The organism is Enterobacter sp. P82 (assembly GCF_037053385.1).
Lineage (GTDB): Bacteria > Pseudomonadota > Gammaproteobacteria > Enterobacterales > Enterobacteriaceae > Enterobacter.
Genome location: NZ_JBALHX010000003.1, coordinates 59356 through 85240, shown reverse-complemented (window position 1 = coordinate 85240; position 25885 = coordinate 59356). Strand labels below are relative to the sequence as shown.

General features: G+C 54.8%; 26 protein-coding genes. 8 read left to right on the top strand and 18 right to left on the bottom strand.

Annotation, left to right across the window (positions count from 1 at the left end; all coding sequences use genetic code 11):
- Window positions 1–9: 9 nt before the first annotated feature.
- Entirely contained in the window at window positions 10–774 is a 765-nt protein-coding gene (locus WB237_RS15870; protein WP_336214480.1) for an AraC family transcriptional regulator, read from the top strand.
- On the opposite strand, the gene leuA is transcribed toward WB237_RS15870, so the two are convergent.
- From leuA to WB237_RS15805, 13 genes are all read right to left on the bottom strand, one after another.
- Window positions 761–2416 carry a 2-isopropylmalate synthase gene (gene leuA, locus WB237_RS15865; RefSeq protein ID WP_336214478.1) on the bottom strand — a complete coding sequence of 552 codons (1656 nt, stop codon included), beginning with the start codon at window positions 2414–2416 and terminating at the stop codon, window positions 761–763. The two genes, WB237_RS15870 and leuA, sit on opposite strands and share 14 nt — an antisense overlap.
- A gap of 96 nt (window positions 2417–2512) precedes the next feature.
- Window positions 2513–4060: a multidrug efflux MFS transporter permease subunit EmrB gene (emrB, locus tag WB237_RS15860; RefSeq protein ID WP_336214476.1), complete on the bottom strand. Its 1548-nt coding sequence runs from the start codon at window positions 4058–4060 to the stop codon at window positions 2513–2515.
- Between the two features lie 16 nt (window positions 4061–4076).
- Window positions 4077–5249, bottom strand: a complete 1173-nt coding sequence (gene emrA / locus WB237_RS15855; RefSeq protein WP_129995114.1) for a multidrug efflux MFS transporter periplasmic adaptor subunit EmrA — start codon at window positions 5247–5249, stop codon at window positions 4077–4079.
- A 128-nt stretch (window positions 5250–5377) separates the two neighbouring features.
- Window positions 5378–5908: a transcriptional repressor MprA gene (mprA, locus tag WB237_RS15850; RefSeq protein WP_028016801.1), complete on the bottom strand. Its 531-nt coding sequence runs from the start codon at window positions 5906–5908 to the stop codon at window positions 5378–5380.
- A gap of 314 nt (window positions 5909–6222) precedes the next feature.
- On the bottom strand, window positions 6223–7407 hold the full coding sequence (locus WB237_RS15845; protein ID WP_336214472.1) for an MFS transporter: 1185 nt from the start codon (window positions 7405–7407) through the stop codon (window positions 6223–6225).
- A gap of 137 nt (window positions 7408–7544) precedes the next feature.
- Window positions 7545–8540 carry a glycine betaine/L-proline ABC transporter substrate-binding protein ProX gene (gene proX / locus WB237_RS15840; RefSeq protein ID WP_114978673.1) on the bottom strand — a complete coding sequence of 332 codons (996 nt, stop codon included), beginning with the start codon at window positions 8538–8540 and terminating at the stop codon, window positions 7545–7547.
- Window positions 8541–8549: 9 nt separating this feature from the next.
- A complete protein-coding gene (proW, locus tag WB237_RS15835) occupies window positions 8550–9614 on the bottom strand; it encodes a glycine betaine/L-proline ABC transporter permease ProW (RefSeq protein ID WP_028016798.1) in 1065 nt (354 codons plus the stop codon).
- Window positions 9607–10809, bottom strand: coding sequence for a glycine betaine/L-proline ABC transporter ATP-binding protein ProV (proV, locus tag WB237_RS15830; protein ID WP_336214468.1), 1203 nt, complete (start codon window positions 10807–10809; stop codon window positions 9607–9609). The genes proW and proV overlap by 8 nt, the downstream gene beginning before the upstream one ends.
- Before the next feature lie 329 nt (window positions 10810–11138).
- The gene (nrdF, locus tag WB237_RS15825) at window positions 11139–12098 is read right to left on the bottom strand and encodes a class 1b ribonucleoside-diphosphate reductase subunit beta (protein ID WP_336214465.1); all 960 of its coding nucleotides are present in this window, start codon (window positions 12096–12098) and stop codon (window positions 11139–11141) included.
- A gap of 9 nt (window positions 12099–12107) precedes the next feature.
- Window positions 12108–14252, bottom strand: coding sequence for a class 1b ribonucleoside-diphosphate reductase subunit alpha (gene nrdE / locus WB237_RS15820; RefSeq protein WP_336214463.1), 2145 nt, complete (start codon window positions 14250–14252; stop codon window positions 12108–12110).
- Window positions 14225–14635, bottom strand: a complete 411-nt coding sequence (gene nrdI / locus WB237_RS15815) for a class Ib ribonucleoside-diphosphate reductase assembly flavoprotein NrdI (protein ID WP_336214461.1) — start codon at window positions 14633–14635, stop codon at window positions 14225–14227. Before nrdI ends, nrdE begins: the two co-directional genes overlap by 28 nt.
- Complete coding sequence (gene nrdH, locus WB237_RS15810; RefSeq protein ID WP_028016793.1) at window positions 14632–14871, bottom strand: glutaredoxin-like protein NrdH; 240 nt, start codon at window positions 14869–14871, stop codon at window positions 14632–14634. The genes nrdI and nrdH overlap by 4 nt, the downstream gene beginning before the upstream one ends.
- A gap of 191 nt (window positions 14872–15062) precedes the next feature.
- A complete protein-coding gene (locus WB237_RS15805; protein WP_028016792.1) occupies window positions 15063–15389 on the bottom strand; it encodes a DUF883 domain-containing protein in 327 nt (108 codons plus the stop codon).
- A gap of 160 nt (window positions 15390–15549) precedes the next feature.
- On the opposite strand from WB237_RS15805, the gene WB237_RS15800 reads away from it, so the two are divergent.
- A complete protein-coding gene (locus WB237_RS15800) occupies window positions 15550–15894 on the top strand; it encodes a DUF2002 family protein (protein WP_006811693.1) in 345 nt (114 codons plus the stop codon).
- 32 nt (window positions 15895–15926) lie between these two features.
- Here WB237_RS15800 and alaE read toward each other — a convergent pair whose 3' ends face one another.
- Window positions 15927–16376 (bottom strand): L-alanine exporter AlaE, encoded by a 450-nt coding sequence (gene alaE, locus WB237_RS15795; RefSeq protein WP_336214457.1) that lies wholly within the window; start codon window positions 16374–16376, stop codon window positions 15927–15929.
- Between the two features lie 494 nt (window positions 16377–16870).
- Between alaE and stpA the strand changes: the two genes are divergently transcribed.
- Complete coding sequence (stpA, locus tag WB237_RS15790) at window positions 16871–17275, top strand: DNA-binding protein StpA (protein ID WP_336214455.1); 405 nt, start codon at window positions 16871–16873, stop codon at window positions 17273–17275.
- A 38-nt stretch (window positions 17276–17313) separates the two neighbouring features.
- Here stpA and WB237_RS15785 read toward each other — a convergent pair whose 3' ends face one another.
- The 4 genes from WB237_RS15785 to WB237_RS15770 form a co-directional block, all read right to left on the bottom strand.
- The gene (locus WB237_RS15785; RefSeq protein WP_028016789.1) at window positions 17314–17493 is read right to left on the bottom strand and encodes a hypothetical protein; all 180 of its coding nucleotides are present in this window, start codon (window positions 17491–17493) and stop codon (window positions 17314–17316) included.
- Between the two features lie 79 nt (window positions 17494–17572).
- A complete protein-coding gene (locus tag WB237_RS15780; protein WP_336214453.1) occupies window positions 17573–18094 on the bottom strand; it encodes a rhodanese family protein in 522 nt (173 codons plus the stop codon).
- A 9-nt stretch (window positions 18095–18103) separates the two neighbouring features.
- Window positions 18104–18403, bottom strand: coding sequence for an ArsR/SmtB family transcription factor (locus tag WB237_RS15775; protein WP_336214451.1), 300 nt, complete (start codon window positions 18401–18403; stop codon window positions 18104–18106).
- A 37-nt stretch (window positions 18404–18440) separates the two neighbouring features.
- Complete coding sequence (locus WB237_RS15770) at window positions 18441–19379, bottom strand: LysR substrate-binding domain-containing protein (protein ID WP_114978685.1); 939 nt, start codon at window positions 19377–19379, stop codon at window positions 18441–18443.
- Between the two features lie 321 nt (window positions 19380–19700).
- Between WB237_RS15770 and WB237_RS15765 the strand changes: the two genes are divergently transcribed.
- From WB237_RS15765 to WB237_RS15745, 5 genes are all read left to right on the top strand, one after another.
- Window positions 19701–20306 carry an ankyrin repeat domain-containing protein gene (locus WB237_RS15765; protein WP_028016785.1) on the top strand — a complete coding sequence of 202 codons (606 nt, stop codon included), beginning with the start codon at window positions 19701–19703 and terminating at the stop codon, window positions 20304–20306.
- Between the two features lie 106 nt (window positions 20307–20412).
- Window positions 20413–21954: an acyl-CoA synthetase FdrA gene (gene fdrA / locus WB237_RS15760; protein WP_336214448.1), complete on the top strand. Its 1542-nt coding sequence runs from the start codon at window positions 20413–20415 to the stop codon at window positions 21952–21954.
- A complete protein-coding gene (locus tag WB237_RS15755; RefSeq protein ID WP_028016783.1) occupies window positions 21954–23369 on the top strand; it encodes a DUF1116 domain-containing protein in 1416 nt (471 codons plus the stop codon). The genes fdrA and WB237_RS15755 overlap by 1 nt, the downstream gene beginning before the upstream one ends.
- A gap of 11 nt (window positions 23370–23380) precedes the next feature.
- Window positions 23381–24931, top strand: coding sequence for a hypothetical protein (locus WB237_RS15750; RefSeq protein WP_028016782.1), 1551 nt, complete (start codon window positions 23381–23383; stop codon window positions 24929–24931).
- Window positions 24928–25884 (top strand): carbamate kinase family protein, encoded by a 957-nt coding sequence (locus WB237_RS15745; protein WP_336214444.1) that lies wholly within the window; start codon window positions 24928–24930, stop codon window positions 25882–25884. Before WB237_RS15750 ends, WB237_RS15745 begins: the two co-directional genes overlap by 4 nt.
- Window position 25885: the final 1 nt, after the last annotated feature.

Below are 25885 nucleotides of genomic sequence, written 5' to 3'. Positions count from 1 at the left end.
GAGAACCCCATGACCACAACCTCAATATTCACCTTTACTCATCGTCCACTCGTTCCTTTTGCCCATGATTATGTTCATGGCGACAGCGAACCCTGGCATGAGCACGACTGCGCGCAGCTGCTGCACAGCCTGACGGGCGTCGTGCGGGTCGATACCACATCCGGCTGCTGGGTAGTGCCGCCCGGGCGCGGCGTCTGGCTACCGGCGGGGACACAGCACTCGCTTCGTATCACCGGTAACGTAGCGGCGCGCACGCTGTTTATCGATCCGCTGGCGCGTGCCGATCTCCCCGCAGCGTGCCAGATTGTGCAGATCTCCCCACTGTTGCGCGAACTGATCCTCGCCTCTCTCGCACTGCCTGAATCTTACTCACCGGGGAGTCGTGATGAGCGCGTGTATGAACTCATTCTGGATGAAATTCGCATCATGCCTGTGCTGCCATTTCATCTGCCTGAGCCGGAGAGCGCCCCGTTACGCCACCTGTGCCAGCAGATCCGTCAGTCGCCAGGAGATTGCTGGAACAGCCTTCAGGCCGCGAGTTCGCTTGGAATGAGCGAGCGCACGATGAACCGGCATTTTCAGCAGCAGACAGGATTACGCTACGTTGAGTGGCTGAGAAGGGCTCGCTTGCTGGAGGCGTTAGTGCGGCTGGCACAGGGTCAGCCGGTGCTACGCGTGGCACTGGAACTGGGTTACGGCAGTCACAGTGCCTTTACGGCGATGTTTCGTCGGGTGATGGGTGTCTCTCCCAGCGATTACTTTAAAAACGACTGACGGCGTTAAAGAGCGCCTGAAGCGACGCACGCGCCACGTCGCTGTCAATGCCCACGCCCCAGCGGCTGGTGCCGTCCTGGAACAGGCAGCGGATATAGGCCACCGAGCGGCTGTCGCTGCGTTCACCTAACGTATGCTCGTGATAATCCTTAATTACAAACGGGGCGTTGACCCAGCGGCTTAAGCCCTGAGCGGCGGCGGAGAGCAGACCGTTGCCCTGGCCCTCCAGCTGGCGTGTTCCCCCCTGCGTGGCGATGCTTGCCGTTAAGCGCAACTGACCGTCCTGCTGGCTGTCACTGCGGTACGATTGCAGGGCAAATTGTGGCGTTGCCACCAGGCCATAACGGATACGGAACAGTTGCCACAGTGCATTTTGCGTCATCTCTTTTCCGTGGCGATCCGTTTCCTGCTGTACGTGCTGGCTGAAATCCTGCTGCAGCGCGCGGGGTAATTTCAGGCCATGGTTTTGTTCAATAAGCCACGCGCTGCCGCTTTTCCCGGACTGGCTGTTCACACGGATCACCGCTTCGTAGGTGCAGCCAATATCCTGCGGGTCCACAGGCAGGTAAGGCATCTCCCAGCGTTCGCCAGGCTTGCGGGCATCAAAGCCTTTTTTGATCGCGTCCTGATGTGAGCCAGAGAAGGCGGTATAAGCCAGCCGTCCTGCCCATGGATGGCGCGGATGCACGGGAAGCTGGTTGCAGGTTTCGACCACTTCCACCACCCGATTCATCTCGCTAAAGTCGAGATTCGGGCTAACGCCCTGACTGTAGAGATTCATCGCCAGCGTCACCAGACAGACGTTCCCCGTACGTTCCCCGTTGCCAAACAGACACCCTTCTACCCGGTCTGCACCGGCCATCACGGCCAGCTCGGCGCTGGCGACACCCGTACCGCGGTCGTTATGCGGATGGACGCTGATGCAGACATCGTTGCGGCGGCTGAAGTGGCGACAGAAATACTCAATCTGATCGGCATAGACGTTCGGCGTGCTGACTTCGACAGTCGCGGGTAAGTTGATCACCATTGGTCGCTCATTGCAGGGCTGCCAGATCTCTGCCACGGCTTCACAAATCTCCAGCGCAAACTCCGGCTCGGTAAAGCAGAAGGTTTCCGGGGAGTATTCGTACTGCCAGCGGGTTTCCGGGTTCTCTTCGCAGAGCTTGCGGATAAGCCGCGTGGAGCGTGTTGCCAGCTCCACGATTTGCGCTTTCTCCATGCCAAACACCAGGCGGCGGAACAGCGGGGCGGTCGCGTTATACAGATGGACGGTGGCCCGTTTCGCGCCGCGTAACGATTCAAAGGTGCGGATGATCAGGTCTTCCCGTGCCTGGGTTAACACCTGAATGGTGACGTCATCCGGGATGCGGTTCTCTTCAATCAACTGGCGAACAAAGTTGAAATCCGTCTGCGAGGCGGAAGGGAAGGCGACTTCAATCTCTTTAAACCCGCAGTTCAGCAGCAATTCCCAGAACTGCAGCTTGCGCGTGCTGTCCATGGGCTCGGCCAGGGCCTGGTTACCGTCACGTAAATCGGTGGAAAGCCAGCGTGGCGCACGAGTAATACGTTGCTCAGGCCAGCGACGATCGGGCAGTGAAAGGGTTGGGTAAGGATGGTATTTGTCGGCGGGTGTGTTCAGCATGATGCGCTCCTGTTGTCTTTTCACTATCGTGAATGGATTTCAGGAGCGCTGCTTTATCGAAACTGACAATAACTGTCGCGTTTTGGACAACGCGCTTTAGTGCGCGCCACCGCCTCCACCACCGGCACCAAACGGTGGACGGGCAAACCACACCAGACCCAGCAGGACGAGGAAGATCCCGGCCGACACCCAGAAAATCTCGTTTGCGGAGATAATCAGCCCCTGGCTGGTGATCTGCTGGGCGATCCAGCCGGATGCCTGCTGTTCCGTCATTCCCATTCCCTGAAGCTGGGCATACATCTGCTGAGAATTAGGGTTGAACGGGTTCACCGCTTCAGTGAGCTGAGCATGGTGCATCGACTCACGGTTGGTCCACAGCGTCGTGGTGATCGAGGTCCCGATGGAGCCTGCCAGCGTACGCGTAAAGTTCGACAAGCTCGATGCTGCCGCCATGCGCTCAGGCGGTAAACCGGAAAGCGTGATGGTGGTCAGCGGCATAAAGAAACAGGCCACGGCAAAGCCCTGGATAAACTGCGGCCACGCGGAGGCGCCAAAGTCCATTCCCGGTTCGAACGTATACGCGCGCCAGTAGAAGCACACGGCATACATGATGAAGCTGAATGTCACCAGCCTGCGCATGTCGAGCTTGTGGGCGAAACGGCCGATGATCGGCGACAACAGTACCGGAATCAATCCAACTGGCGCAGAGGCAAGACCCGCCCAGGTTGCGGTATAGCCATATACCTCCTGCAATAATTGCGGCAGCAGAACAATAGCGCCGAAGTAGAGCATGTAGGCGAGGCTAATACACAGACAGCCTATGGTGAAGTTTCGCGACTTAAACAGCGACAAGTCGACTATCGGGTTATCGTCGGTTAACTCCCAGGCAATCAGGAAGCTCAGCGATACCACCGCGACAATCGTCAGGATGATGATCTCCCGGGAGTTGAACCAGTCCAGCTCTTTGCCCTGGTCGAGCATGACCTGCAGGCTACCGATGCCGACAACCAGCAATGCCAGACCAATGGCGTCGATACGACGCTGTTCCGTTCGGGTTTCTCTGCCGCGTAGCGACTGCAACGTCATCATGACCACCACGGCGCCAATCGGTACGTTGATAAAGAAGATCCAGCCCCAGTGATAGTTATCGCTGATATAGCCGCCTAAGATAGGCCCACAAATCGGCGCGACGATCACCGTCATCGACCACAGCGCCAGCGCGATAGAGCGTTTGGCGGGTGGGTAGTTGTTCAGCAGTAAACTCTGTGACAGGGGAATCAACGGCCCGGCCACAATCCCCTGAATGACGCGGAAGAAAATCAGCATCGTCAGGCTGGTGGACATGCCGCACGCCCAGGAGGCGAGAACAAAGGCAATTGTCGACCACAGGAACAGCTTCACTTCACCGACGCGCTTCGCCAGCCAGCCGGTAATGGGGATTGAGATGGCGTTTGCCACCCCAAACGAGGTAATTACCCAGGTCCCCTGGCTCAGTGACGAGCCAAGGTTACCGGCGATGGTCGGGATCGCCACGTTTGCGATGGTGGAGTCCAGCACCTGCATGAATGTCGCCAGCGACAGCGCGATGGTCATAATGACCAGCTGCGCGCCTTCCAACGGTTTTTGCGGCTTTTGCTGTTGCATAACGCTCACCTTCGGATTAACCAGCGTTTGCCTTCACGATGTCATCGATCAGCTTGTTGACCGGATCGAGGCTAATTTCACGGGCGTTACTTTCATAAGCCGGGCTGCTACGCACCTGGCTTGCCAGGATTTGACCTTCGCGGTTAGCGGTATCCACCGTAACCAGCGTTGAGAGGCCGATACGCAGCGGGTGATCTGCGAGCTGTTTTGGATCCAGCTCAATACGTACAGGCAAGCGCTGAACCACTTTGATCCAGTTACCGGTGGCGTTCTGTGCTGGCAGCAGGGAGAAGGCACTGCCGGTCCCCATATCCAGACCCACCACTTTCCCGGTGTACTTGACGTCATCGCCGTAAATATCGCTGATAACTGTCGCCGCCTGGCCGATACGCATATGGGCAAGCTGCGTCTCTTTAAAGTTGGCATCGACCCACAGATTATCTGCCGGAACAACGGCCATCAGCGGCGTGGTCGGGCTAATCTGCGCCCCAGGCTGTACGGAACGGCGGGAGACATAGCCGGTCATCGGGCTGACGATTTTAGTACGCTGCAGGGCAAGCCAAGTGTTACGCACTTCGGTCGCTGCCTGTTGCACGGCAGGCTGGTTTTCCAGGCTGGTACCCAACACCATCGCCTGGTTGGCGTTGTACTGTTGAATAGCCACATCCAGCTGTGCCTGAGCACTGGCAACGGCATCGCGTGCGTGTTGCAGTTCTTCACGGCCAATCAGGTTGGCAGTACCGAGCGGAACACGGCGGTTCAGGTCGCTCTGCGCCTGGGCCAGTGCCGTTTTCTGCACGTCAATGTTGGCCTGAAGCTGTTTGCTGTTGATCATCAGCTGGCGAGTCTGACGGACACTGGAGGCCAGTGCCGTCTGTGCTTTTTCAAACGCCTGCTGAGCGTCGGTTGGATCCAGCGTGACCAACACATCGCCTTTTTGCACAAAGTCGGTGTTATCAGCCCAGACTTTCGTCACGCTGCCCGACACCTGCGCCATAATCTGTACCTGGTTCCCTGCCACGTAGGCGTCGTCTGTCTCTTCAGCATGACGCAATACTAAAAACCAATAGATCCCATATGCCACGGCAATAATGATAAAGAGCAAGGTCAACAGAAGAAGGGCGCTCTTACGTTTGCCTTTCTTATTGGCCGGTTGCTGCGGGGTAGTGCTCTCCGCATTTGCGCTCATTGTTGTTCTCCACGATCTTCTTATTTTCACATCGGCTGAGCCGACCTGTTGTCAGAAAGGCCAGCAGTGTGACGTGCTGGCCTGTCAGTTTTCTTTTTTAAATCTGGATGTTCGAGCGTGTCGTCGCGTTAGCGCAGCGCCTCAAGAATAGCGCCGTCTTCATCCATCTGGTCCAGACGGGTAAGCAGCTTGCGAGTGATGTGCTCAAGCTGGTCACGCTCGGTGGTGCTGAGGGCAGACCAGAGTTTATGCAGGCAATTGTGCTGAGGTGGCAGCACCTCTTGCAGGAACTGGTGACCTTTATCGGTCAGTTGCAGATGCAGGCAGCGGCGATCGTTGTCGCTTTCACGGCGCTCAATCCAGCCGCGTTTTTCCAGCTCATCAGCAATACGGGTTGCATTGGTACGGGAGGAACCCAGTGCACAGCTCAGCTCGGAAGGCTGAATACTGTGGTTTTCCTGAGACTCCAGCGTAATCAACGCCATAAACAACGTCTCGTTAATCCCTTGAGCTTTCAGCATTTTATTACGGTTTTCCAGTAGCTTACCCTGCATGTGCATGCACAGGCGAGTCAGCAGGATTTCCTGATACGGGAAGTCCTCATGGCGACTGGCGCGGAATTTAAGCATTTGTTCAATGGGCGTAAACGAACTATCCATTTGGGCATAACCTCATTAATTACAGCCGATATAGTAACGATAGTGACAAATAATGTAAATGAATTATTTGTGCGGTTATATCCGCCAAACTTATGTCACCATCAGAAAGCGCCGGGTAAGTCCGTGACCCGGTGAGCACAGAAAGCGTAGGGTGTGAACCCGCTGAAGAGAGGATGTGAGGACGGGGGTCTGAACTATTCATGCCGATTGTAAATATGTCACCCACATTAAAATTTCTGGGATAAATGATTACGTTTACATTAACAGACTGAAGGGCCTCTTTATACCCTAAGAGGCCCAACGCAATGTAAAACTTAGTTAATCGCATCCTGACGATGGTAACCGCGCCACCATACAACCAGGTTCAGTGCGGCGACGATAGCCCCAATTCCACATACGCCTGACCAACCCGCATGCTGCCACGCCGAGGCGGAAATTAATGAACCCGCTGCGCCGCCAATAAAGTAGCTGGTCATGTATCCGGCCGTCAGGCGGTTACGTGCCTCTGGCTTCACGCGATAGATCACGGTCTGATTGGTGATGTGAACGCCCTGCACGGTGAGGTCGAGCACCAGAATACCGACGATCAGCGCCAGTACCGAGACGTGCCCATACCAAATCGCCGCCCAGGAGAGCAGAAGTAAAATCAGCCCTGCGGAGGTGGTCAGATGGGATTTGCCCTTATCGGCAAGCCCGCCAGCGGGACGCGCACCCAGAGCACCAGCGGCGCCAGCCAGACCGAACAGACCAATCGTCGCTTCAGAATAGTTAAACGGTGGCGCGGCCAGCAGAAAAGCCATCGACGTCCACAAAATACTGAAATTGGCGAAGGTGAAACACCCCAGCAGGGCACGAGTGCGCAGGAGTTTATCCTGCGTAAACAGACTGAAAACGGAGGCCAGAAGCTGCGGATAGTTCAGGTGATTCTCCTGCTTCACCTTCGGCAGTCCGCGCCACAGGGCCAGCGCCATCACGACCATCAATACGCTCGCCACCCAGTAAACGGTGCGCCAGCCACCGAGGCTTGCCAGCAACCCTGCAACGGTACGAGCCAGTAAAATCCCCAGCAGCAAGCCACTCATGATGGTGCCCACCACTTTGCCGCGCTTTTCGGGGGAGGCGAGAGTGGCGGCGAGCGGGACCAGAATTTGCGCTACGACAGAGAACAGCCCTGTGAGCGCGGTGCCGATAATCATCATTGTTAATGACTGGCTGCTGGCGGTGATCAGCATCCCGCCGGCGGCCAGCAGGGTCATGGAGACAATTAACATTCGGCGCTCAAACATATCCCCCAGCGGCACCAGGAACAGCAGCCCGGCGGCATAGCCGAGCTGTGCAGCGGTGACGATAAAGCCTGCGGAACTGGCGGAGAGATTGAACGCGCGGGCGATGGTATCAAGCAGAGGTTGTGCGTAATAGTTGCTGGCGACAGCCAGTCCCGTTGCCACGGACATTAAAAGGATGAGTGCGGGGCTAAGCCCTTGAGTTGTTTTGGTCATTGGTTTCAGGAATCATTAGTTGAGTGATTATTTTTCCGGAAACCATCATACCGAATGATTGTGAAAGTTGGGGGAGTGTTGGGTGTTGTATTGTGCGGTTTAGGTTCCCTCTCCGGGTGGAGAGGGAATTCGGCATATTACTTCTGCGCCTCAAGCGCCTCTTTCACCCAGCCGTCGAACTGCTGCTGGTGGGCTTTGATCCAGCCGTCCACATGACCTTTGATATCAGCCTCTGACGATTTACCTGCATGCATCATGGCATTCTGGGCGTTGATGTCAGCCAGCGGCAGTTTCATCACTGCGAACAGCTTCGCTGCCGCCGGATTTTTCTCCGCCCAGGCTTTGTTGGCGACGATATGCATGGTGTTTACCGGGAAGCCGTAGTTCATACCGTTCGGCAGTTTAGTGTCGATATCTTTCTGCTCACCCGGCAGGGAGGAGAACGGTACCTGCAGCCACACCACGTCTTTACCCGGTTTCAGCACGTCACTGACCCAGTACGGGGTCCAGGTGTAGTAGATAACTGGCTTACCCTCTTTAAAACGGGCAATGGTGTCGGCCATCATCGCCGAGTAGTTACCGTGGCTCACATCGACCGTTTTTGCCAGATCATAGGCTTTGTTCTGGTGGTTAATGACCGCTTCACAACCCCAGCCCGGTGAGCAGCCCATCATGTCGGCTTTGCCGTCACCGTTGGTGTCGAACAGTTTGGCGATCTTCGGATCTTTCAGCTGTTCAATGTTGGTGATGTGATACTTATCGGCGGTTTTCTTGTCGATCAGATAACCCTGTGCCGCACCGGTCACGAAGGTGCCCTCGCGGTAAAATTTCTTGTCACCCCCAGCGGCGGCATACATATCATCATGCAGTGGCTGCCAGTTGACGGCGGTAAAGGTGGCATCGCCGGAGGCGATCGAGGTGTAGCCAACGTTGTAATCCACTTCGCTGGCGGTATTCACCGTATAGCCCAGTTTCTCCAGCGCACGGCTGACAATCTGGGTCTGGAAGGACTCTTCCGAAATGGTGCTCTGAACCGGTTGCACGGTAATGCCTTTGCCCGGCAGGTCGGCCGCATAGGTGCCGGTGGAGACAAGGGTGGCAAACGCTGTGGCAAAAAGTACGCTATGTCGCATCGTTGTTCCTTATTTTATGAATGGGCGGGTGAGTAACCCGACAGGGCCGGTGGTATACCAGCGACGGTTGCCGCGACTGCGTGAATCACGACCGACAGCCTGAGTCAGGCGGTCAAGAATAATGGCGAGGATCACAATCCCGACACCACCGACGGTCGCCAGCCCCATATCGAGACGGCCAATACCGCGCAGGACCATCTGCCCCAGACCACCAACGGCGATCATCGAGGCGATCACTACCATCGACAGGGCCAGCATCAGCGTCTGGTTTACCCCCGCCATGATGGTCGGCATCGCCAGCGGGAGCTGTACTTTAAACAGCATCTGGCGCGGGCTGGCGCCGAAAGAGCGTGACGCTTCGATAAGGTCGGCAGGGACCTGATTAATCCCCAGAATGGTCAGACGAATAATCGGCGGCAGGGCGAAGATAATCGTCACCACCACGCCCGGTACGTTACCGATGCCGAACAGCATTACGATAGGCACCAGGTAGACGAACGCAGGTGTCGTCTGCATCGCATCCAGCAGTGGACGAATGATCTTTGCCGCCCGTGGACTGCGCGCCAGCCAGATCCCCATTGGCAAACCGATGACAATACAGAAGAGCAGGGCGGTCAGCACCAGTGCCAGGGTGATCATCGCCTGCGACCACGCACCGATGGCGCCAATCGCAATCAACGAGATCAGCGTGGCGATCCCCATACCAGCACTACCAAACTGCCAGGCGATCAGGGAAAACAGCACAATCGCCACCGGCGCGGGCATGCCCAGCATCAACTGCTGGAAGCCGTTGAGAATGTAATCTACCGGGACGCGGATCCCCTGGAAGACCGGACGGAAATGGGTGACTACCCAGTCGATCCCTTCCGTCACCCAGCTGTCCAGCGGGATCAGCGTCTTGTGGAACGGGTCCATGATGTTGAAGTGTTCTGGCGCCGGTGCCGGTGCGCTATTGAGCCAGTCTGCCGCGCCGCCGCCATCGGCAGGTGCTGGCGTGGAACCCCACGCATCGGCAGATTGTGCCGCGCTGTCTGCGGCCTCAGTGGTGCCCCATGGGTTTGATTGATCAGCCATTGTTTGCCCCCTCGCGATCTAAAGCCTGTAGCAACATGCGTTTTGAGATGATGCCGACGTACTGTTGTTCTTCACCAATAACCGGCACGGCACACGGTGCCTGGCCGACGTGAGAGAGCAACTCGCTGAGTGGTGTTTCGGCATCGACGGCAAGCGGAGTATCGATTACCGCCGCATCAATTCCCTGATTTTCGCTCAGGGCGGTTTTCAGGGAGTCGATGGAAACCACGCCGACAAATTTATTGCCGCGTTCAACCAGATAACCGTATTCCCGGTCTTCATCCTGCAACAGCTTCAGTGCGGAGCGTGGGCCGAATCCAGGCGTTTTACGGATAATGCCGTTCGGTGTACGACGGGCAATATCTTTGGCGCTAAAGACCTGGCTAATATCCACGCCGCGGAAGAAGGTTCGCACATAATCATTCGCCGGATTATTGAGAATTTCATCCGGCGTGCCGACCTGTACGACTTCGCCATTTTGCATAATGGCAATACGATCGCCAATACGCATCGCTTCATCGAGATCGTGGGAAATAAAGACAATCGTACGTTGATGTTTGGCCTGTAATTTTACCAGCTCATCCTGCATCTCGGTGCGAATTAATGGATCGAGCGCTGAGAAGGCTTCGTCCATTAATAATATGTCTGGATTAATGGCTAATGCGCGGGCTAATCCCACGCGCTGACGCATACCGCCGGAGAGTTCATCCGGGTAGGCATGAGCATAATTTTCCAGCCCTACCTGACGCAGTGCATCAAGGGCTTTTTCCTGGCGTTCCTGAGCCGGTGTGCCGGCTAATTCCATGCCGAAAGCGGTATTATCCAGCACCGTCATGTGCGGCATCAGCGCGAATGACTGGAACACCATTGCGATCTTCTTTCTGCGCACCTCGCGAAGCTCGGCGTCTGATATTCTGGCGATATCCACGCCGTCAATCAGCACCTGTCCGCGGGTGGGTTCAATCAGGCGATTGAGAAGGCGAACCATAGTGGATTTACCCGAGCCGGATAATCCCATGATGACGAAAATCTCGCCTTCTTCAATGGCCAGACTGGCGTCTTTAACGCCAAGCGATAGCCCTGTTTTTTCCAGAATTTGCTCTTTCGAAAGTCCTTTTTCGATATATTTGAAAGCACGCTGCGGATGCTCGCCAAATACTTTATAAAGATTTTTCACTTCTAATTTAATTGCCATGCAATAGAGAGTGTCCTGTTATTTGTTTATGTCGATATGATTACCATGGTAAATAGTTAACTGGCATAACCCTAACATACTGAGAATCTGAGACAACCCTGGGTTTGCTTATGGCATGAATTTTGCCGTAAGCGAAATGGCTGAATTTCCCATGAGCAAAGGGCTGAGCGTGATTTGAGTTTTTCTTAAATTTTTGTTGCAGCATCGGGAAATTTCGCCTGAACTGGATCTATTCAGGCGAATATGACATGGACATTACAGTGTAGTTGCTATGCAAATACAGGGGAAAAAATATCTGTTTATATTAAATTAACGAACGTTAGTGGTGATTAAAAATCCCAGTCCTCATCTTCGGTCTCTACTGCTTTCCCCATTACATACGAGGAGCCCGATCCGGAAAAGAAATCGTGGTTTTCGTCAGCATTGGGTGACAGCGCCGCCAGGATCGCCGGGTTCACTTCCGCCATCTCTGGCGGGAATAACGCGTCGTAACCAAGATTCATCATCGCTTTGTTGGCGTTGTAGCAGAGGAATGCTTTCACATCTTCCTCCCAGCCGGTTCCGGCATACAGTTCCTCGGTATAGCTCAGCTCGTTATCGTACAAATCCATCAGTAAATCGAGAGCAAAGCCTTTGAGTTCATCGCGCTTTTGCTCGCTGACTTTCTCCAGTCCTTTCTGGTACTTATAGCCAATATAATACCCATGCACCGCTTCATCGCGAATGATCAGACGAATCAAATCAGCGGTATTGGTCAGCTTGCCCCTGCTGGACCAGTACATCGGCAGCCAGAAGCCGGAATAGAAAAGAAAAGATTCCAGAAACACACTGGCGATCTTCTTCTTCAGTGGCTCATCAGCCTGATAATGCGCCAGCACCAGATTCGCCTTGCGTTGTAATGACTCGCTCTCTTCGCTCCAGGTGTATGCCGCATCCACATCTTTGGTCTGGCACAGCGTGGAGAATATCGAGCTGTAGGAGCGAGCATGCACCGCCTCCATAAAGCTGATGTTTGACATCACCGCCTCTTCATGTGGCGTCAGCGCGTCGGGCATCAGCGCAGGCGCGCCCACGGTGTTCTGGATGGTGTCCAGCAACGTGAGTCCGGTAAAGACGCGGATTGTCAGCTGCTGTTCGGCGTGGTTCAGTGTTTGCCAGGCCGGGATATCGTTGGAGAGCGGCACCTTTTCCGGCAGCCAGAAGTTGCTGGTGAGCCGGTTCCACACCTCCAGATCTTTATCGTCCTGAATTTTATTCCAGTTAACGGCACTCACGCGTGATAGTTTCATCCTTTCTCCTTACAGCGCGCAGGATACGCAGCCTTCGATTTCGGTGCCTTCCAGCGCAAGCTGACGCAGGCGAATGTAGTACAGCGTCTTGATGCCTTTCTTCCAGGCATAAATCTGTGCCCTGTTGATATCGCGGGTGGTGGCGGTATCCGGGAAGAAGAGTGTCAGCGACAGCCCCTGGTCCACGTGTTTTGTTGCCTCGGCGTAGGTGTCGATAATCTTTTCCGGCCCGATTTCATAGGCATCCTGATACAGCGCCAGGTTGTCGTTGGTCATAAACGGAGCAGGGTAATAAACGCGCCCGGTTTTGCCTTCCTTGCGGATCTCTATTTTCGACACAATTGGATGAATACTCGACGTGGCATGGTTGATGTAAGAGATCGAGCCGGTCGGTGGCACCGCCTGCAGGTTCTGGTTGTAAATGCCGTACCGCATTACGTCATCACGCAGTTGTTGCCACATCGCGCGCGTGGGCAGGGTGATACCGGAACGATCAAACAGCTGGCGTACTTTCCCGGTTTTTGGCTGCCAGTCTCCTTCCAGATACTGGCTAAAATATTCGCCACTGGCGTAGCGCGACTGTTCAAAACCAGCGAAGCGCTGGTTGCGCTCGCGTGCCAGCATCATTGAGGTATGCAGCGCATGCCAGGTGACGGTGTAAAAATAGAGGTTGGTGAAATCCAGCCCTTCCGGGCTGCCGTAGGCGATGCTTTCCCGCGCCAGATAACCGTGCAGGTTCATCTGCCCAAGACCGATGGCGTGCGACGCGGTATTTCCCGCTTCAACAGAAGGCACGCTGCGGATGTGGCTCATGTCTGACACCGCCGTCAGCCCGCGAATGGCGGTTTCAACCGTGCGGCCAAAATCCGGGGAATCCATGGTGTGGGCAATATTCAGCGATCCGAGATTGCAGGAGATATCTTTGCCGATATCCGCGTAGTCCAGGTTTTCATCATAGGTCGACGCGCTGTTGACCTGCAAAATCTCCGAGCACAGGTTGCTCATGTTAATGCGGCCGGCAATCGGGTTGGCGCGGTTCACCGTGTCTTCATACATGATGTACGGATAGCCGGACTCAAACTGGATCTCCGCCAGCGTCTGGAAGAAATCGCGGGCGTTGATGTAGGTTTTACGAATGCGCTCGTCGGCTACCAGGTCGTCGTACAGCGCACTGATAGCGACATCCCCGAACGCTTTCCCGTAGATACGTTCGATATCGTAAGGCGAGAACAGCGCCATGTCGGCATTCTCTTTGGCGAGGGCAAAGGTGATATCCGGGATCACCACGCCGAGCGACAGGGTTTTGATGCGGATTTTTTCATCGGCGTTTTCGCGTTTGGTGTCGAGAAAACGCAGAATATCCGGATGGTGCGCGTGCAGATACACCGCACCTGCGCCCTGGCGTGCGCCAAGCTGATTGGCATAGGAGAAGGCATCTTCCAGCATTTTCATCACCGGGATCACGCCGGAGGACTGGTTTTCAATGCGCTTAATTGGCGCGCCCGCTTCACGCAGGTTAGAGAGTAAAAACGCCACGCCGCCACCGCGTTTGGAAAGTTGCAGCGCTGAATTCACCGCGCGACCAATCGACTCCATATTGTCTTCGATACGCAGCAGGAAGCAGGAAACCAGCTCGCCGCGCTGGGCTTTGCCACAGTTAAGGAAGGTCGGTGTGGCGGGCTGGAAGCGACCGGAGAGGATCTCTGCCATCAGCCGTTCAGCCAGTGCTTCATCACCCTGGGCCAGCGTCAGCGCCACCATCACCACACGATCTTCAAAACTTTCGAGGTAGCGTTTACCGTCGAACGTTTTCAGCGTGTAGCTGGTGTAATACTTCCATGCGCCGAGGAAGGTCTGGAAACGAAAACCGCTGGCGTGCGCGCGTTCGAACAACCTCACCACGAAGGCGCGATCATAACGGGTGAGGATGCGTTCTTCGTAATAGCCTTCATTGACCAGATAGTCGAGCCGCGCATTCTGGCTTTCAAACGTTACGCTATTGGGGCGGACGTGGGCGGCGAAAAAGGCCTCCACTGCCTCGTGGTCTTTGCCGAACTGGATGACCCCCTCGCGGTCATAGAGGTTAAGCATCGCGTTTAATGCGTGGTAATCCGGTGTCGCCTGAATTACCCGTTCTGCGGTTGTCGTTGCCAAAATTCCTTCACTCCTTTACGCACGTTCTCTACGTCCTGCTGTGTCCCCATCAGTTCGAAACGATAGAGATACGGCACGCCGCATTTTTGAGAGATAACATCCCCGGCGCGACCAAAGGCATCGCCGAAATTGCGATTACCCGCCGCGATCACGCCGCGAATACGCTGTCGGTTATAGGGATCGTTAAGAAAGCGGATCACCTGGCGGGGAACTGCCCCCGCCGTACCGCCGCCGCCATAGCTGGGCACCACCAGTATGTAAGGTTCCTCTACCTGGATCCGCTCTCGCTCGTTCAGCGGAATGCGGGTCGCAGGCAGCCCGAGGCGCTCGATAAAGCGGAGCGTGTTTTCCGAGCTGCTGGAGAAGAAAACCAGTCCGCTCATGCCCTGGCGGCCTGAGCGGCGAGGCGATTGATCATATCCGGACGGAAACCTGACCAACTGGTTTCCCCGGCAACCACTACCGGAAGCTGGCGAAAACCCTGCGCGCGCAGGATATCGGCTGCTTCTGGCTGCTGGTCGATATTCACCATCTCAAATGCCACCCCGCGGCTTTCCATCGCACGTTTAGTAGCATGGCACTGAACGCAATCGTTACGAGTGTAAATAATAATGCTCATGATTCGTATTTCCATTTAAAATGAGGGCACGGCGCGAATGTACGCGTCAGGACTGTGTGGCTTGCTAAAAGGAATACTAGATGTAGTTGTCTTAAGTTTCAACCATACAAGATATGGGAAATTTAGATTGGTTTTGCCCCGATGATGAGCACAACGGGGCAGGGCAGGCTGTGCGGGTTTTTCAGGCGGGGTTACTTACGCAGGTTAAGCAAGGCACCCACAAAGATACCGACGGCGGCTACTGTACCCAGCGTACAGAGCGGTCTTTCACGAACAAAGGTGCTTGCACAGCTGACTGCATCACAGGCCGCCTGAGTCGTACGTGAACGGCCGTTCATCCGCGCACGGGTTTCACGGAGCAGAGACTGAGCCTTACGTTTTGCGGCATCCGCTTCGTCCTTCGCGTCAGTTCCCCAGGATTTCAGTACCTCTTCCAGTGAGTCGGCTAATTGGCTGACATCATTACGAATATCCTGAGCGTCGTCGTTAATATCGTTTCGGTTCGTTCTGTTAAACATACGATCCTCCGTAATTTTGTGTTCCCGTTTAGTTTAGTTCAGAAATGTAATATCTGAAGTGCATCACGCGTTATCAGGCAGTTTATGGAATATTCTGAAAGCCCTGCTAATGCTGAATACTGTAAGGTTGCCGGGCAGGAAAAGATAACGAGGAAAAGATATGTATTTACGACCTGATGAGGTGGCGCGCGTTCTTGAAAAAGAGGGATTCACCATGGATGAGGTGACATCAAAAGCGTATGGATATCGCCGTGGTGAGAATTATGTTTACGTTAATCGTGAAGCCAGAATGGGACGTACCGCGCTCATTATTCACCCGACACTGAAAGACAGAAGTTTGTCATTTGCTGAGCCAGCCTCGGATATTAAAACCTGCGATCATTATCAGCAATTTCCGCTCTATTTAGGCGGCGAGACGCATGAACATTATGGTATTCCGCATGGCTTCAGTTCACGTATGGCACTGGAGCGGTTTTTGAAGGGACTGTTTGGCGACGTACAGTAAATCAGCGACTGGCGTGCGCCAGTCGCCTCACATTACGCTTTAGCCTGACTGTACTGGCTGACCTTGAACAGGCGGCGACAGAAGTCGAGAAAATAGCCGTACACCGCACCCATCAGCATTGAAATCACAATATTCGAACTGACCGCCGCGACGATCTGGTGCCAGTCTGCGCCGACTGTCAGCAGAATAGCCACGTAAACCGGGGACTGGAACGTCACATACGCCAGAACGTCAGCCAGGTTTTTGACCCAGCCAGCGGGGCTGATACGGCGTGCAAGGCGCATGACCGCATCGCGGTATAATCCATAAGGCCAGGCAATAATAATGTTAACCGGAATTGCCACCAGACGAGATGAAAGTGACTGCTCGAAGGTCATTCCGGAGAGGAATATTTCAATCAGCATGTTCACGACAGAACAGTAGACAACCATCGCGAAAGTATCCGCTACCGCATGGCGAAGGCGTGATTGCGGTGAGAACATGTCTGAACTCCTTGAGAAGAACACAATAAAAACGATTTTCCCGCAGCCATTAGTGCTTTAGGTTGGTTTGTTTGACGTGTATAGCGTATATCTCTGTGTTTGAACTAACAACTAGTGATTAATTTTTATTTAATCGCGTTTTGTCCACAAAATTCTCTAAAATTGATTGTTTTTTGTTCGGTTCGTTATTTTCTGTCTCTGTGGGTTGTTTTTATATAAAAATCAAATAGTTAATTTTGTCATCTCTGATGGGGGAGTTAGTTACTTCTTGTGTCGAGTTATATGCTGTGATTTGTTTTAAAGTTGACCATTTGTATTGATTCTGTGAATGCAGGCGGGCGTATCCCGTACACGGTATGGGATATTATTAATGACGATATCTAAAAATATTTACATTATTGTCAGGAAAGTCCTGTGGGTAGATATTTAGACAGAAATGAATTATTCTGACTGTGATTTCTCTATTTACCCCAAAGAAAAGGTTTCCAAATAATATGTCTTTGACGTTACAGAATCTTAATAATATCCGAACTCTGCGCGCCATGGCGCGTGAATTATCCCTGGACGTTCTTGAGGAAATGCTGGAAAAGGTCAGGGTCGTTGCTGAAGAGAAACGTAGTGAGCTGGCGGAATTAGAGTTGCAGCGTACTGAGCAGCAGGAAAAAATTAACGCTCTGCTGGAACTGATGAAAGCCGATGGTATTTCACCGACTGACCTGTTGGGTTCAGATCTGGCGCAGGCAGGAAAGACGGTGAAAAAACGTAAAGCGCGTGAAGCAAAATATCGTTTTATTGACCAGAACGGTGAAGAAAAAACGTGGACTGGTCAGGGACGTACGCCGAAGCCAATTGCCAGTGCGCTGGCAAACGGTAAATCACTGGATGATTTTCTGATCTAATCCGTGAGCCGGACGGATCACTCCGTCCGGTTGTCTGTTCAGCAGACGCCGAAATCACCGTCTTCGGTATACAGAGCCAGATCGCTGGCTTTCAGGGTATATTTCTCGCCTTGTTCATTGCTGGCCTGTACCGCCACAACGCTATCACCCTCAACTTCAATGACTTTCAGTTTCGGACCGCCTTTACGCGGTTGCACATAATCACCGACAGAAAACATATTACCTCCTCATCGTTTTAGCGAACTTCACCTTAGCCCACGCGCGCTGCCGGGTACAGTGTCATTTACGGATTACTGCTTATGAGGTACGCCGGTTCCATGGCATCACTTTCAGCAGTCGTGCCATACCGCAAAAACCTGTCAGACCTGCGAAGAGCAGCCCGGCCCCCACAAAACCGCTGAGCAGGAAAAAGCTGCTTGAGACGCTATAGCCCAGCACCACGCCACAGAGAATCAACAGCCCGGCGGCAATTTGCACCTGACGCATCAGCGGGAGCGGCTGCGATTTGTCCTCGACAGTCAGCAGTCCGGCCTGCTTCCAGCCCTGAATGCCACCTTCGACGACAAATGCCTGAGCGGGGGCAGCAGCCTGTGCAAGGCGGTCAGCATTTCCGGACGTCCGGGCGCCGGACTGACAGTGAAAAATCACGGTTTCACCCGCCCGTGTAGTCAGCCCGCCGGGTAAGGTATCCAGCGGTACGCACTGTGCAGCCGGAATATGTTCGCGGGCATACTCATCGGCATCACGAATATCAATCAGTTTTGCGCCTTCGGCAACGCGCGCATTGGCCTGCTGCGGTGATAGAAGAGGAAGTGACATGGCGGCTCCTTACGGGCAATAAAGGGTTTTCAGGGTACTGATAAGCTGATGCACGGCATCGTTTTTAATGAAATAGAGAATGCGCTGCGACTCGCGGCTGCTGTCGATAAGCCCTTCTTCACGCATACGCGCCAGATGCTGCGACGTGGCGGAGGGGCTAAGTCCCGTTGCGCGAGCCAGCTCCCCCGCGCTGGTGCCGGGGGCACCGCACAGCGTGCAGAGGATCAGCAACCGACGCGGGTTGCTCATCGCTTTTAAGAGTCCTGCGGCCTGCTCAGCGCTGGCCTGAAGTTGTTCGAGTTCAGTCATGATAGTTTAGTGTTTACTTAATTAAGTAAATGCTAAACTAATTTATCGCTTCGCGCCACAAGAGATCGCTATAGATGTGGGTCAGCACCCCCGCAGGGCCAAATTGTTGTTTGATCCAGCGTGTGACCTGGCCGGTCGCCGCATGCTGCGTGGCGAGCAGCATGCGTGAGTCCTGACGTGGATTATTAATGCGTCGGGTGACCAACAACCCTTCTTCCACCGCCTCACGGGCCATATATTCGGGCAAGAACCCGATCCCTTCCCCCAGGATCTGACACTGACATTTGGTGTTGAAATCCGGCACCAGAATCGCCTCCTGCCCGTGCAGCAACCAGCCGACCTTCTTGTTAATGGTATGGGCGGTATCTTCCACCATGATGTTGGGATACAGGCGTAGCTGGCTCTCTGCTATTGGTTCCGGGACGAAGGCCAGCGGATGTTCCGGCGCGATGGCGAATACCCAGCGGATAGCGCCAATCTCGGTGTAATCAATGCCACCGCCGTCGAGCAGCGTGTCCGGCGCGCCAATGGCAATATTGGCCTGGTTGTTGATGATGGAGTCCCAGACGCCGTTATACACCTCGGTCGTCACGGTTATCTGGCAGGTGGGAAACTGCTTTTTCAGCACCTGCAGCAGCCGCGCGGTATGGCGTGGGGTGTATAAAAGCTGATTAATACAGATGCGTACTCGCGCTTCAATGCCCTGAGAAATGGTGTCTATCCCGCGTTTGATGGCATAAAAATCATTCAACAGATCGGTGGCTTTGCGATAAAAGTAAAAGCCGGACTCGGTCAGCTCAATGCTGCGCGTGTTGCGCACAAACAGCACAACGTCTAAGCCGGTCTCCATCCGCTTGATGGTGTAACTGATGGCCGAGGTGGTGACACCCAGCTCGGTAGCGGCCTTGCTGAAACTGCCGAAGCGTGCGGCGGTGGTAAAGGCCAGCAGGTTCTCTTCGGTAAAGATAGAATTCATATCACTGCTCCTGTGAGCCATCAGTTTTGAACATATTTTAACAGCGTTGTTACAACGCATTTGAAGCCGATCACAGTTCTGAATTTTTACTGCAAGTCGCGCATAGCAAGGCTTTGTCAGGCATAAGCAGAATGCAGCCTTACGCGTTAAAAAGCGCGAAAACATAAGGAAAAGATTGCACGTCCGCACGTTTTGGCTGAATTGTTGAATTTAACTCAATAATGAATTGACTGTCGATGAATCATTTTTAAGCGGATTCTTTTATGACCAGGCTGTTGCTATTCTCAGGTCAACAGAAATAAAAACATCGGGAGTCTGAATATGTCTGGAACTGAACTCGTTACTGAATTTCTGCTGGCGGCAGAAGAGGGCAATAGCGATGCGCTAAAAGCCTGCCTGGAAAAAGGCGTGGATATTAACGCCACCAACCGCCAGAAAAGAACTGCGGTTATTATTGCCAGCCTGAAAAAGCATTATTCTTGTGTGGAGTTATTAATTGCCGCCGGCGCGGATATTGATAAACAAGACCAGACCTGTTTTAACCCCTTCCTGATTAGCTGCCTGACGAACGATTTAACCCTGCTGCGCATCGTCCTTCCGGCAAATCCGGATCTCGACCGTCTGACGCGTTTCGGTGGCGTAGGTATTACACCCGCCAGTGAAAAAGGGCACGTGGAAATTGTGCGCGAATTACTGGAGAAAACCGATATTAACGTTAACCACACCAACTTTGTTGGCTGGACACCGCTGCTGGAAGCCATCGTGTTAAATGACGGCGGCGCAAAGCAGCAGGAAATTGTGAAGCTGCTGCTGAATCACGGTGCGAACCCGCACATGACCGATAAATACGGAAAAACGCCGCTCGAACTGGCGCGAGAAAAAGGCTTCACCGCAATCGCTGACCTGCTGCTGGCGGCGGGCGCGTAACCTATCCGGCCAGCCTTAACCGGCTGGCAACCCTGACATTAAGCATTTTACCGGCGTGCATTTTGCACGACGGCGGCCCCCTTTTATCCTCTTTCAGGAGAAAATAATGCCAACGAAAATCGTCATAAAAAAGAATACCTACTTCGATTCGGTTTCATTAATGTCCGTTTCCACCAAAGCCAATAAATTGCCGGGCGTTGAGCAGGCTTTTGTGGCCATGGCGACGGAGATGAACAAAGGCGTCTTAAAAAATCTCGGATTATTAACGCCGGAATTAAATGAGGCCAAAAACGGCGACCTGATGATCGTGATTAAAGGCGATGCGGCAAATGAAGAAACGCTGGCGGCCATTGAAGCGTTATTCACGCGCAAAGAGAGAAGTGGTAGCCATGAAGCACGTTACGCCACGATTGCCAGCGCCAGCACGCACCGTCCGGATAGCAATCTGGCGGTGATTTCCGTCAACGGCACCTTCGCCGCTCGCGAAGCGCGCCAGGCGCTGGAGAACGATCTCAACGTGATGTTGTTTTCCGATAACGTGTCACTCGACGACGAGCTGGCGTTGAAGCAACTGGCGCACCAGAAAGGGCTGCTGATGATGGGACCGGACTGCGGCACCGCCATTATCAACGGCGCGGGGTTGTGCTTCGCCAACGCGGTGCGCCGCGGACCGATCGGTATTGTTGGTGCATCCGGTACCGGCAGCCAGGAGCTGAGCGTGCGCATTCACGAATTCGGCGGCGGCGTGTCACAGTTGATTGGCACCGGAGGGCGCGATCTCAGCGAGAAAATCGGCGGCCTGATGATGCTCGACGCCATCGAGATGCTGGAGGCGGACGACGCCACGCAGGTGATTGCACTTATCTCCAAACCGCCTGCACCCGCGGTCGCTGAAAAGGTGTTGGCCCGCGCGCGAGCCTGCCGTAAGCCTGTGGTTGTCTGTTTCCTGGGCCGCAATGAACCACCTGCCGATGAAGACGGGCTGCAGTTTGCCCGTGGCACTAAAGAAGCCGCCCTGAAAGCTGTCCTGCTCACCGGCATCAAAAAAGAGTCGCTTGATCTGCACCCGCTCAACTGGCCGCTGATCGAAGAGGTGCGTGCCCGTCTGACTCCACAGCAGAAGTACATTCGCGGGTTGTTCTGCGGCGGCACGCTGTGCGATGAAGCCATGTTTGCCGCGCTGGAGAAATTCGACAACGTCTACAGCAACATTCAGCCGGATCCAACAAAACGCCTGAGCGACATCAACGTCAGTAAAGCCCATACCTTCCTTGACTTTGGTGACGACGACTTCACCAACGGCAAACCGCACCCGATGATCGACCCGACTAACCGCATCAGCCGCCTGTTGCAGGAAGCGCGCGATCCGGAGGTGGGGGTGATCGTTATGGACTTCGTGCTGGGCTTTGGCGCACACGACGATCCGGTAGGGGTGATGCTCGACGCCATTAACGAGGCGCAGGCAATTGCGAAAGCTGGCAACCGACCGCTGGAAATTCTGGGCTACGTGCTGGGCACTGACCAGGATCCGCAGTCGCTGGTGCAGCAGTGCCAGCTTTTGACCGATGCAGGTGTGATTTGGGCCAGCAGCAGCACCAATACCGGATTACTGGCGCGTGAATTTGTCTGCAAAGGGGAGAAAGCATAATGACGACTTTATTTAACCAGCCGCTGAACGTGATTAACGTTGGTATTGCGATGTTCAGTGACGACCTCAAAAAACAGCACGTGCCCGTCACCCAACTCGACTGGACACCGCCGGGGCAGGGCAATATGCAGGTGGTGGAAGCGCTGGACCAGCTGGCGAGTAAACCACTGGCGGAAAAAATTGCCGCGGCCAACACCCTCGCCCTCGAGCGCATTATTCAGTCTCATCCGGTGCTGGTGGGTTACGACCAGGCGATCAACGTCGTGCCAGGCATGACCCGCACCACTATTTTGCATGCTGGTCCACCGGTGACGTGGGAAAACATGTGTGGCGCGATGAAAGGCGCTGTTACCGGCGCACTGGTGTTTGAAGGGTTGGCAAAAGATATCCGCGACGCCGAACGCGTGGCGGCTTCCGGAGAAATCACCTTCTCGCCGTGCCACGAACACGACTGTGTAGGATCCATGGCGGGCGTCACTTCTGCCTCAATGTTCATGCACATCGTCGAAAACAAAACCTACGGCAACCGCGCGTTCACCAACTTAAGCGAGCAGATGGCGAAAATTCTGCGTATGGGCGCGAATGATCAGAGCGTGATTGACCGCCTGAACTGGATGCGCGACGTGCTCGGGCCGATGCTGCGCGACGCCATGAACATCATCGGTGAAATCGACCTGCGCTTAATGCTGGCGCAGGCACTGCACATGGGTGACGAGTGCCACAACCGCAACAACGCAGGCACCACGCTGTTGATCCAGGCGCTGACGCCGGGGCTGATTCAGGCGGGCTACCCGGTAGAGCAGCAGCGCGAGGTCTTTGAGTTTGTTGCCAGCAGCGACTACTTCTCCGGCCCGACGTGGATGGCGATGTGTAAAGCCGCGCTGGACGCCGCTCACGGCATTGAATACAGCACCGTAGTGACCACCATGGCGCGTAACGGCTATGAATTCGGCCTGCGTATTTCCGGCCTGCCCGGACAATGGTTTACCGGCCCGGCGCAGCAGGTCATTGGCCCGATGTTCGCGGGCTACAAACCGGAAGACTCCGGGCTGGATATCGGCGACAGCGCCATCACCGAAACCTACGGCATTGGCGGCTTTGCGATGGCAACCGCCCCGGCGATTGTGGCGCTGGTGGGCGGTACGGTGGAGGAAGCCATCGACTTCTCTCGCCAGATGCGTGAAATCACCCTTGGTGAAAACCCGAATGTCACCATTCCGCTGCTGTCGTTTATGGGCATTCCAACTGCCATCGACATCACCAGAGTGGCGGGCAGCGGCATTCTGCCGGTGATCAACACCGCGATTGCCCACAAGGACGCCGGTATCGGCATGATTGGGGCGGGCATTGTTCACCCGCCGTTTAGCTGTTTTGAAAAGGCGCTGTTGACCTTCCGCGATCGCTACTTTTTATAAGGCATGCATCCATGAAAAACATGAAACTGGAGTGGAAAAGAGGTGACTGGGCAGCCTATTTCGGGCTCATGACCAACAACCTGACCAATTTGCTGACCATGATGGGGTTGCTCATTTTTGTCGTCGGCATCCCGAAGGAGATTGTTTATGGACGCATCGCGCCAGCCTTCGGGCTGGCGGTACTGGTGGCGAGCGTCTGCTATGCGTGGTTTGGCCTGCAGATGGCCCGCCAGACCGGGCGTACTGACGTCACTGCGCTGCCGTCCGGCCCGAGCGCTCCGTCGATTTTTACCGTGACCTTCCTGGTATTAATGCCGGTTTATCAGCAGACCGGTGATGCGGAATTTGCCATCCAGATCGGTCTGGTGTGGTGTTTCGTGGAAGCAATGATCCTGGCGGGCGGTTCATTTTTAGGGGAAACCATCCGTAAGATGATCCCGCGTACCGTGCTGCTGTCGTGCCTGTCTGGTTTAGGGTTGCTGCTGCTGGCGATGAACCCGATGCTGCAGGCGTTTGAGGCGCCAACGGTGTCATTCATCGTGCTGCTGCTGATCTTCATCAACTGGTTTGGTAAAAAGCCGATCTTCGCCCGCATCCCGACAGGCCTGTTGCTGTTGGTTGCCGGTACGGCGCTGGCATGGATCTCTGGCCTGCAAAGCCCGGAAGCGATCAAGGCGTCAATGTCATCGTTCGGCTTTAACCCGCCGTCCGTCCATATTGAAGGCTTTATGCAGGGCCTGCCACACGCGCTGCCGTACCTTGCCTCGGCGGTTCCTCTGGGGCTGGCAAACTACATCTTTGACCTGGAGAACATTGAAAGTGCTCACGCGGCAGGGGATGAATACCCGACCCGCAAAGTGATGCTGGCAAACGGTCTGGCATCAATGCTTGGCTGCCTGATGGGTAATCCGTTCCCGGTGACGGTCTATGTTGGCCATGCGGGCTGGAAAGCGATGGGGGCGAGCATTGGCTATACGCTGGCGTCGGGTGTGACCATGTTCATCGTGCCGCTGTTCGGGCTGGGGGCGTTTATGCTCGCCATCATTCCGATGACCGCCATCGTGCCGATTCTGGTGTTTATTGGTGTGGTGACCGCCAACCAGGTGGTGAGAGAAACCCCCAAAGTGGAAGTGCCCGTGATCTTCATCTGTCTGTTCCCGTGGATCGCCAACTGGGCGCTGACCATGATGAACAGCGTGATGGGGGCGGCGGGCACCAGCGCGGCAAAAATCGGTACCGATGTGCTGCACAGCAAAGGCATCTACTACGAAGGGCTGGTGCATCTGGGGAATGGCGCACCGCTTGCCAGCATGCTGTGGGGTTGTATCGCCATCTTCGCCATCATCAATAAACCGCTGCGCGGTGCCGTTGCGGCGGCTGTCGGTGCGTTGCTGGCGCTGTTTGGGGTGATCCACGCCCCGGTGGTGGGCTTTGCCGAAGGCAGTTCGCTGATGTTCGTCACGGCGTATCTGATGATGGGCGGCATGTTTGTGGTGAAACATTTCCTTGATAGCCGGGAAGCGGCGAGCGCTGAAATTACTGTTGCGAAGGAACACGTATGAAAGAGCTTATGGTCGTCGCCATCGGCGGCAACAGCATTATCAAAGATAACGCCAGCCAGTCGATTGAACATCAGGCGCTGGCGGTCAAAGCGGTGGCTGAGTCGGTGCTGGAGATGCTGGCATCCGACTACGACATTGTGCTCACGCACGGAAACGGCCCCCAGGTGGGGCTGGATCTGCGCCGCGCCGAAATCGCCCACGAGCGGGAAGGGCTGCCGCTGACTCCGCTGGCGAACTGTGTGGCAGATACGCAGGGTGGTATTGGCTACCTGATCCAGCAGGCGTTAAATAACCGCCTTGCCGCACGCGGGGAGCAAAAAGCGGTCACGGTCGTTACTCAGGTGGAGGTGGATAAAAATGATCCGGGCTTCACCCATCCCACTAAACCCATCGGCGCGTTCTTTAGTGAAGTGCAGCGCGATGAGCTGCAACTCGCCCACCCGGACTGGCATTTTGTTGAGGACTCTGGCCGGGGTTATCGCCGCGTAGTGGCGTCTCCACAGCCGTTGAGGATTGTCGAAGCCGATGCCATCAAGACGCTCACGCAGAAAGGTTTTGTGGTGATTGGCGCGGGCGGCGGCGGTATTCCGGTGGTTCGCACACCTGAAGGTGATTACCAGAGCGTCGATGCGGTGATTGATAAGGATCTCTCCACCGCATTGCTGGCACGCGAGATCCACGCTGATGTGCTGGTGATCACCACCGGCGTGGAAAAAGTGTGTATCAACTTCGGCAAGCCAAATCAGCAGGCGCTGGACACCGTCAACGTAGCGCAGATGTCGCGGTACATGGATGAAGGGCATTTCCCGGCGGGCAGCATGCTCCCCAAAATCATCGCCTCGCTGGAATTTTTAAACCACGGCGGCAAGCGGGTAATCATCACCTCGCCGGACAGACTGCCTGCGGCGCTGCGCGGTGAAACCGGCACCCATATTGTTAATGAAGGAAGATAAG

What these genes read in the sequence shown, in the direction of transcription:
- proV (WP_336214468.1), bottom strand. Translation starts at nt 10,809, where the DNA reads ATGGCAATTAAATTAGAAGTGAAAAATCTTTATAAAGTATTTGGCGAG.
- WB237_RS15750 (WP_028016782.1), top strand. Translation starts at nt 23,381, where the DNA reads ATGAAAAACATGAAACTGGAGTGGAAAAGAGGTGACTGGGCAGCCTAT.
- proX (WP_114978673.1), bottom strand. Translation starts at nt 8,540, where the DNA reads ATGCGACATAGCGTACTTTTTGCCACAGCGTTTGCCACCCTTGTCTCC.
- WB237_RS15780 (WP_336214453.1), bottom strand. Translation starts at nt 18,094, where the DNA reads ATGTCACTTCCTCTTCTATCACCGCAGCAGGCCAATGCGCGCGTTGCC.
- fdrA (WP_336214448.1), top strand. Translation starts at nt 20,413, where the DNA reads ATGCCAACGAAAATCGTCATAAAAAAGAATACCTACTTCGATTCGGTT.
- WB237_RS15800 (WP_006811693.1), top strand. Translation starts at nt 15,550, where the DNA reads ATGTATTTACGACCTGATGAGGTGGCGCGCGTTCTTGAAAAAGAGGGA.
- WB237_RS15745 (WP_336214444.1), top strand. Translation starts at nt 24,928, where the DNA reads ATGAAAGAGCTTATGGTCGTCGCCATCGGCGGCAACAGCATTATCAAA.
- WB237_RS15805 (WP_028016792.1), bottom strand. Translation starts at nt 15,389, where the DNA reads ATGTTTAACAGAACGAACCGAAACGATATTAACGACGACGCTCAGGAT.
- stpA (WP_336214455.1), top strand. Translation starts at nt 16,871, where the DNA reads ATGTCTTTGACGTTACAGAATCTTAATAATATCCGAACTCTGCGCGCC.
- WB237_RS15870 (WP_336214480.1), top strand. Translation starts at nt 10, where the DNA reads ATGACCACAACCTCAATATTCACCTTTACTCATCGTCCACTCGTTCCT.
- leuA (WP_336214478.1), bottom strand. Translation starts at nt 2,416, where the DNA reads ATGCTGAACACACCCGCCGACAAATACCATCCTTACCCAACCCTTTCA.
- nrdI (WP_336214461.1), bottom strand. Translation starts at nt 14,635, where the DNA reads ATGAGCGGACTGGTTTTCTTCTCCAGCAGCTCGGAAAACACGCTCCGC.
- WB237_RS15755 (WP_028016783.1), top strand. Translation starts at nt 21,954, where the DNA reads ATGACGACTTTATTTAACCAGCCGCTGAACGTGATTAACGTTGGTATT.
- WB237_RS15775 (WP_336214451.1), bottom strand. Translation starts at nt 18,403, where the DNA reads ATGACTGAACTCGAACAACTTCAGGCCAGCGCTGAGCAGGCCGCAGGA.
- WB237_RS15845 (WP_336214472.1), bottom strand. Translation starts at nt 7,407, where the DNA reads ATGACCAAAACAACTCAAGGGCTTAGCCCCGCACTCATCCTTTTAATG.
- proW (WP_028016798.1), bottom strand. Translation starts at nt 9,614, where the DNA reads ATGGCTGATCAATCAAACCCATGGGGCACCACTGAGGCCGCAGACAGC.
- WB237_RS15765 (WP_028016785.1), top strand. Translation starts at nt 19,701, where the DNA reads ATGTCTGGAACTGAACTCGTTACTGAATTTCTGCTGGCGGCAGAAGAG.
- WB237_RS15770 (WP_114978685.1), bottom strand. Translation starts at nt 19,379, where the DNA reads ATGAATTCTATCTTTACCGAAGAGAACCTGCTGGCCTTTACCACCGCC.
- mprA (WP_028016801.1), bottom strand. Translation starts at nt 5,908, where the DNA reads ATGGATAGTTCGTTTACGCCCATTGAACAAATGCTTAAATTCCGCGCC.
- nrdF (WP_336214465.1), bottom strand. Translation starts at nt 12,098, where the DNA reads ATGAAACTATCACGCGTGAGTGCCGTTAACTGGAATAAAATTCAGGAC.
- emrA (WP_129995114.1), bottom strand. Translation starts at nt 5,249, where the DNA reads ATGAGCGCAAATGCGGAGAGCACTACCCCGCAGCAACCGGCCAATAAG.
- emrB (WP_336214476.1), bottom strand. Translation starts at nt 4,060, where the DNA reads ATGCAACAGCAAAAGCCGCAAAAACCGTTGGAAGGCGCGCAGCTGGTC.
- WB237_RS15785 (WP_028016789.1), bottom strand. Translation starts at nt 17,493, where the DNA reads ATGTTTTCTGTCGGTGATTATGTGCAACCGCGTAAAGGCGGTCCGAAA.
- alaE (WP_336214457.1), bottom strand. Translation starts at nt 16,376, where the DNA reads ATGTTCTCACCGCAATCACGCCTTCGCCATGCGGTAGCGGATACTTTC.
- nrdH (WP_028016793.1), bottom strand. Translation starts at nt 14,871, where the DNA reads ATGAGCATTATTATTTACACTCGTAACGATTGCGTTCAGTGCCATGCT.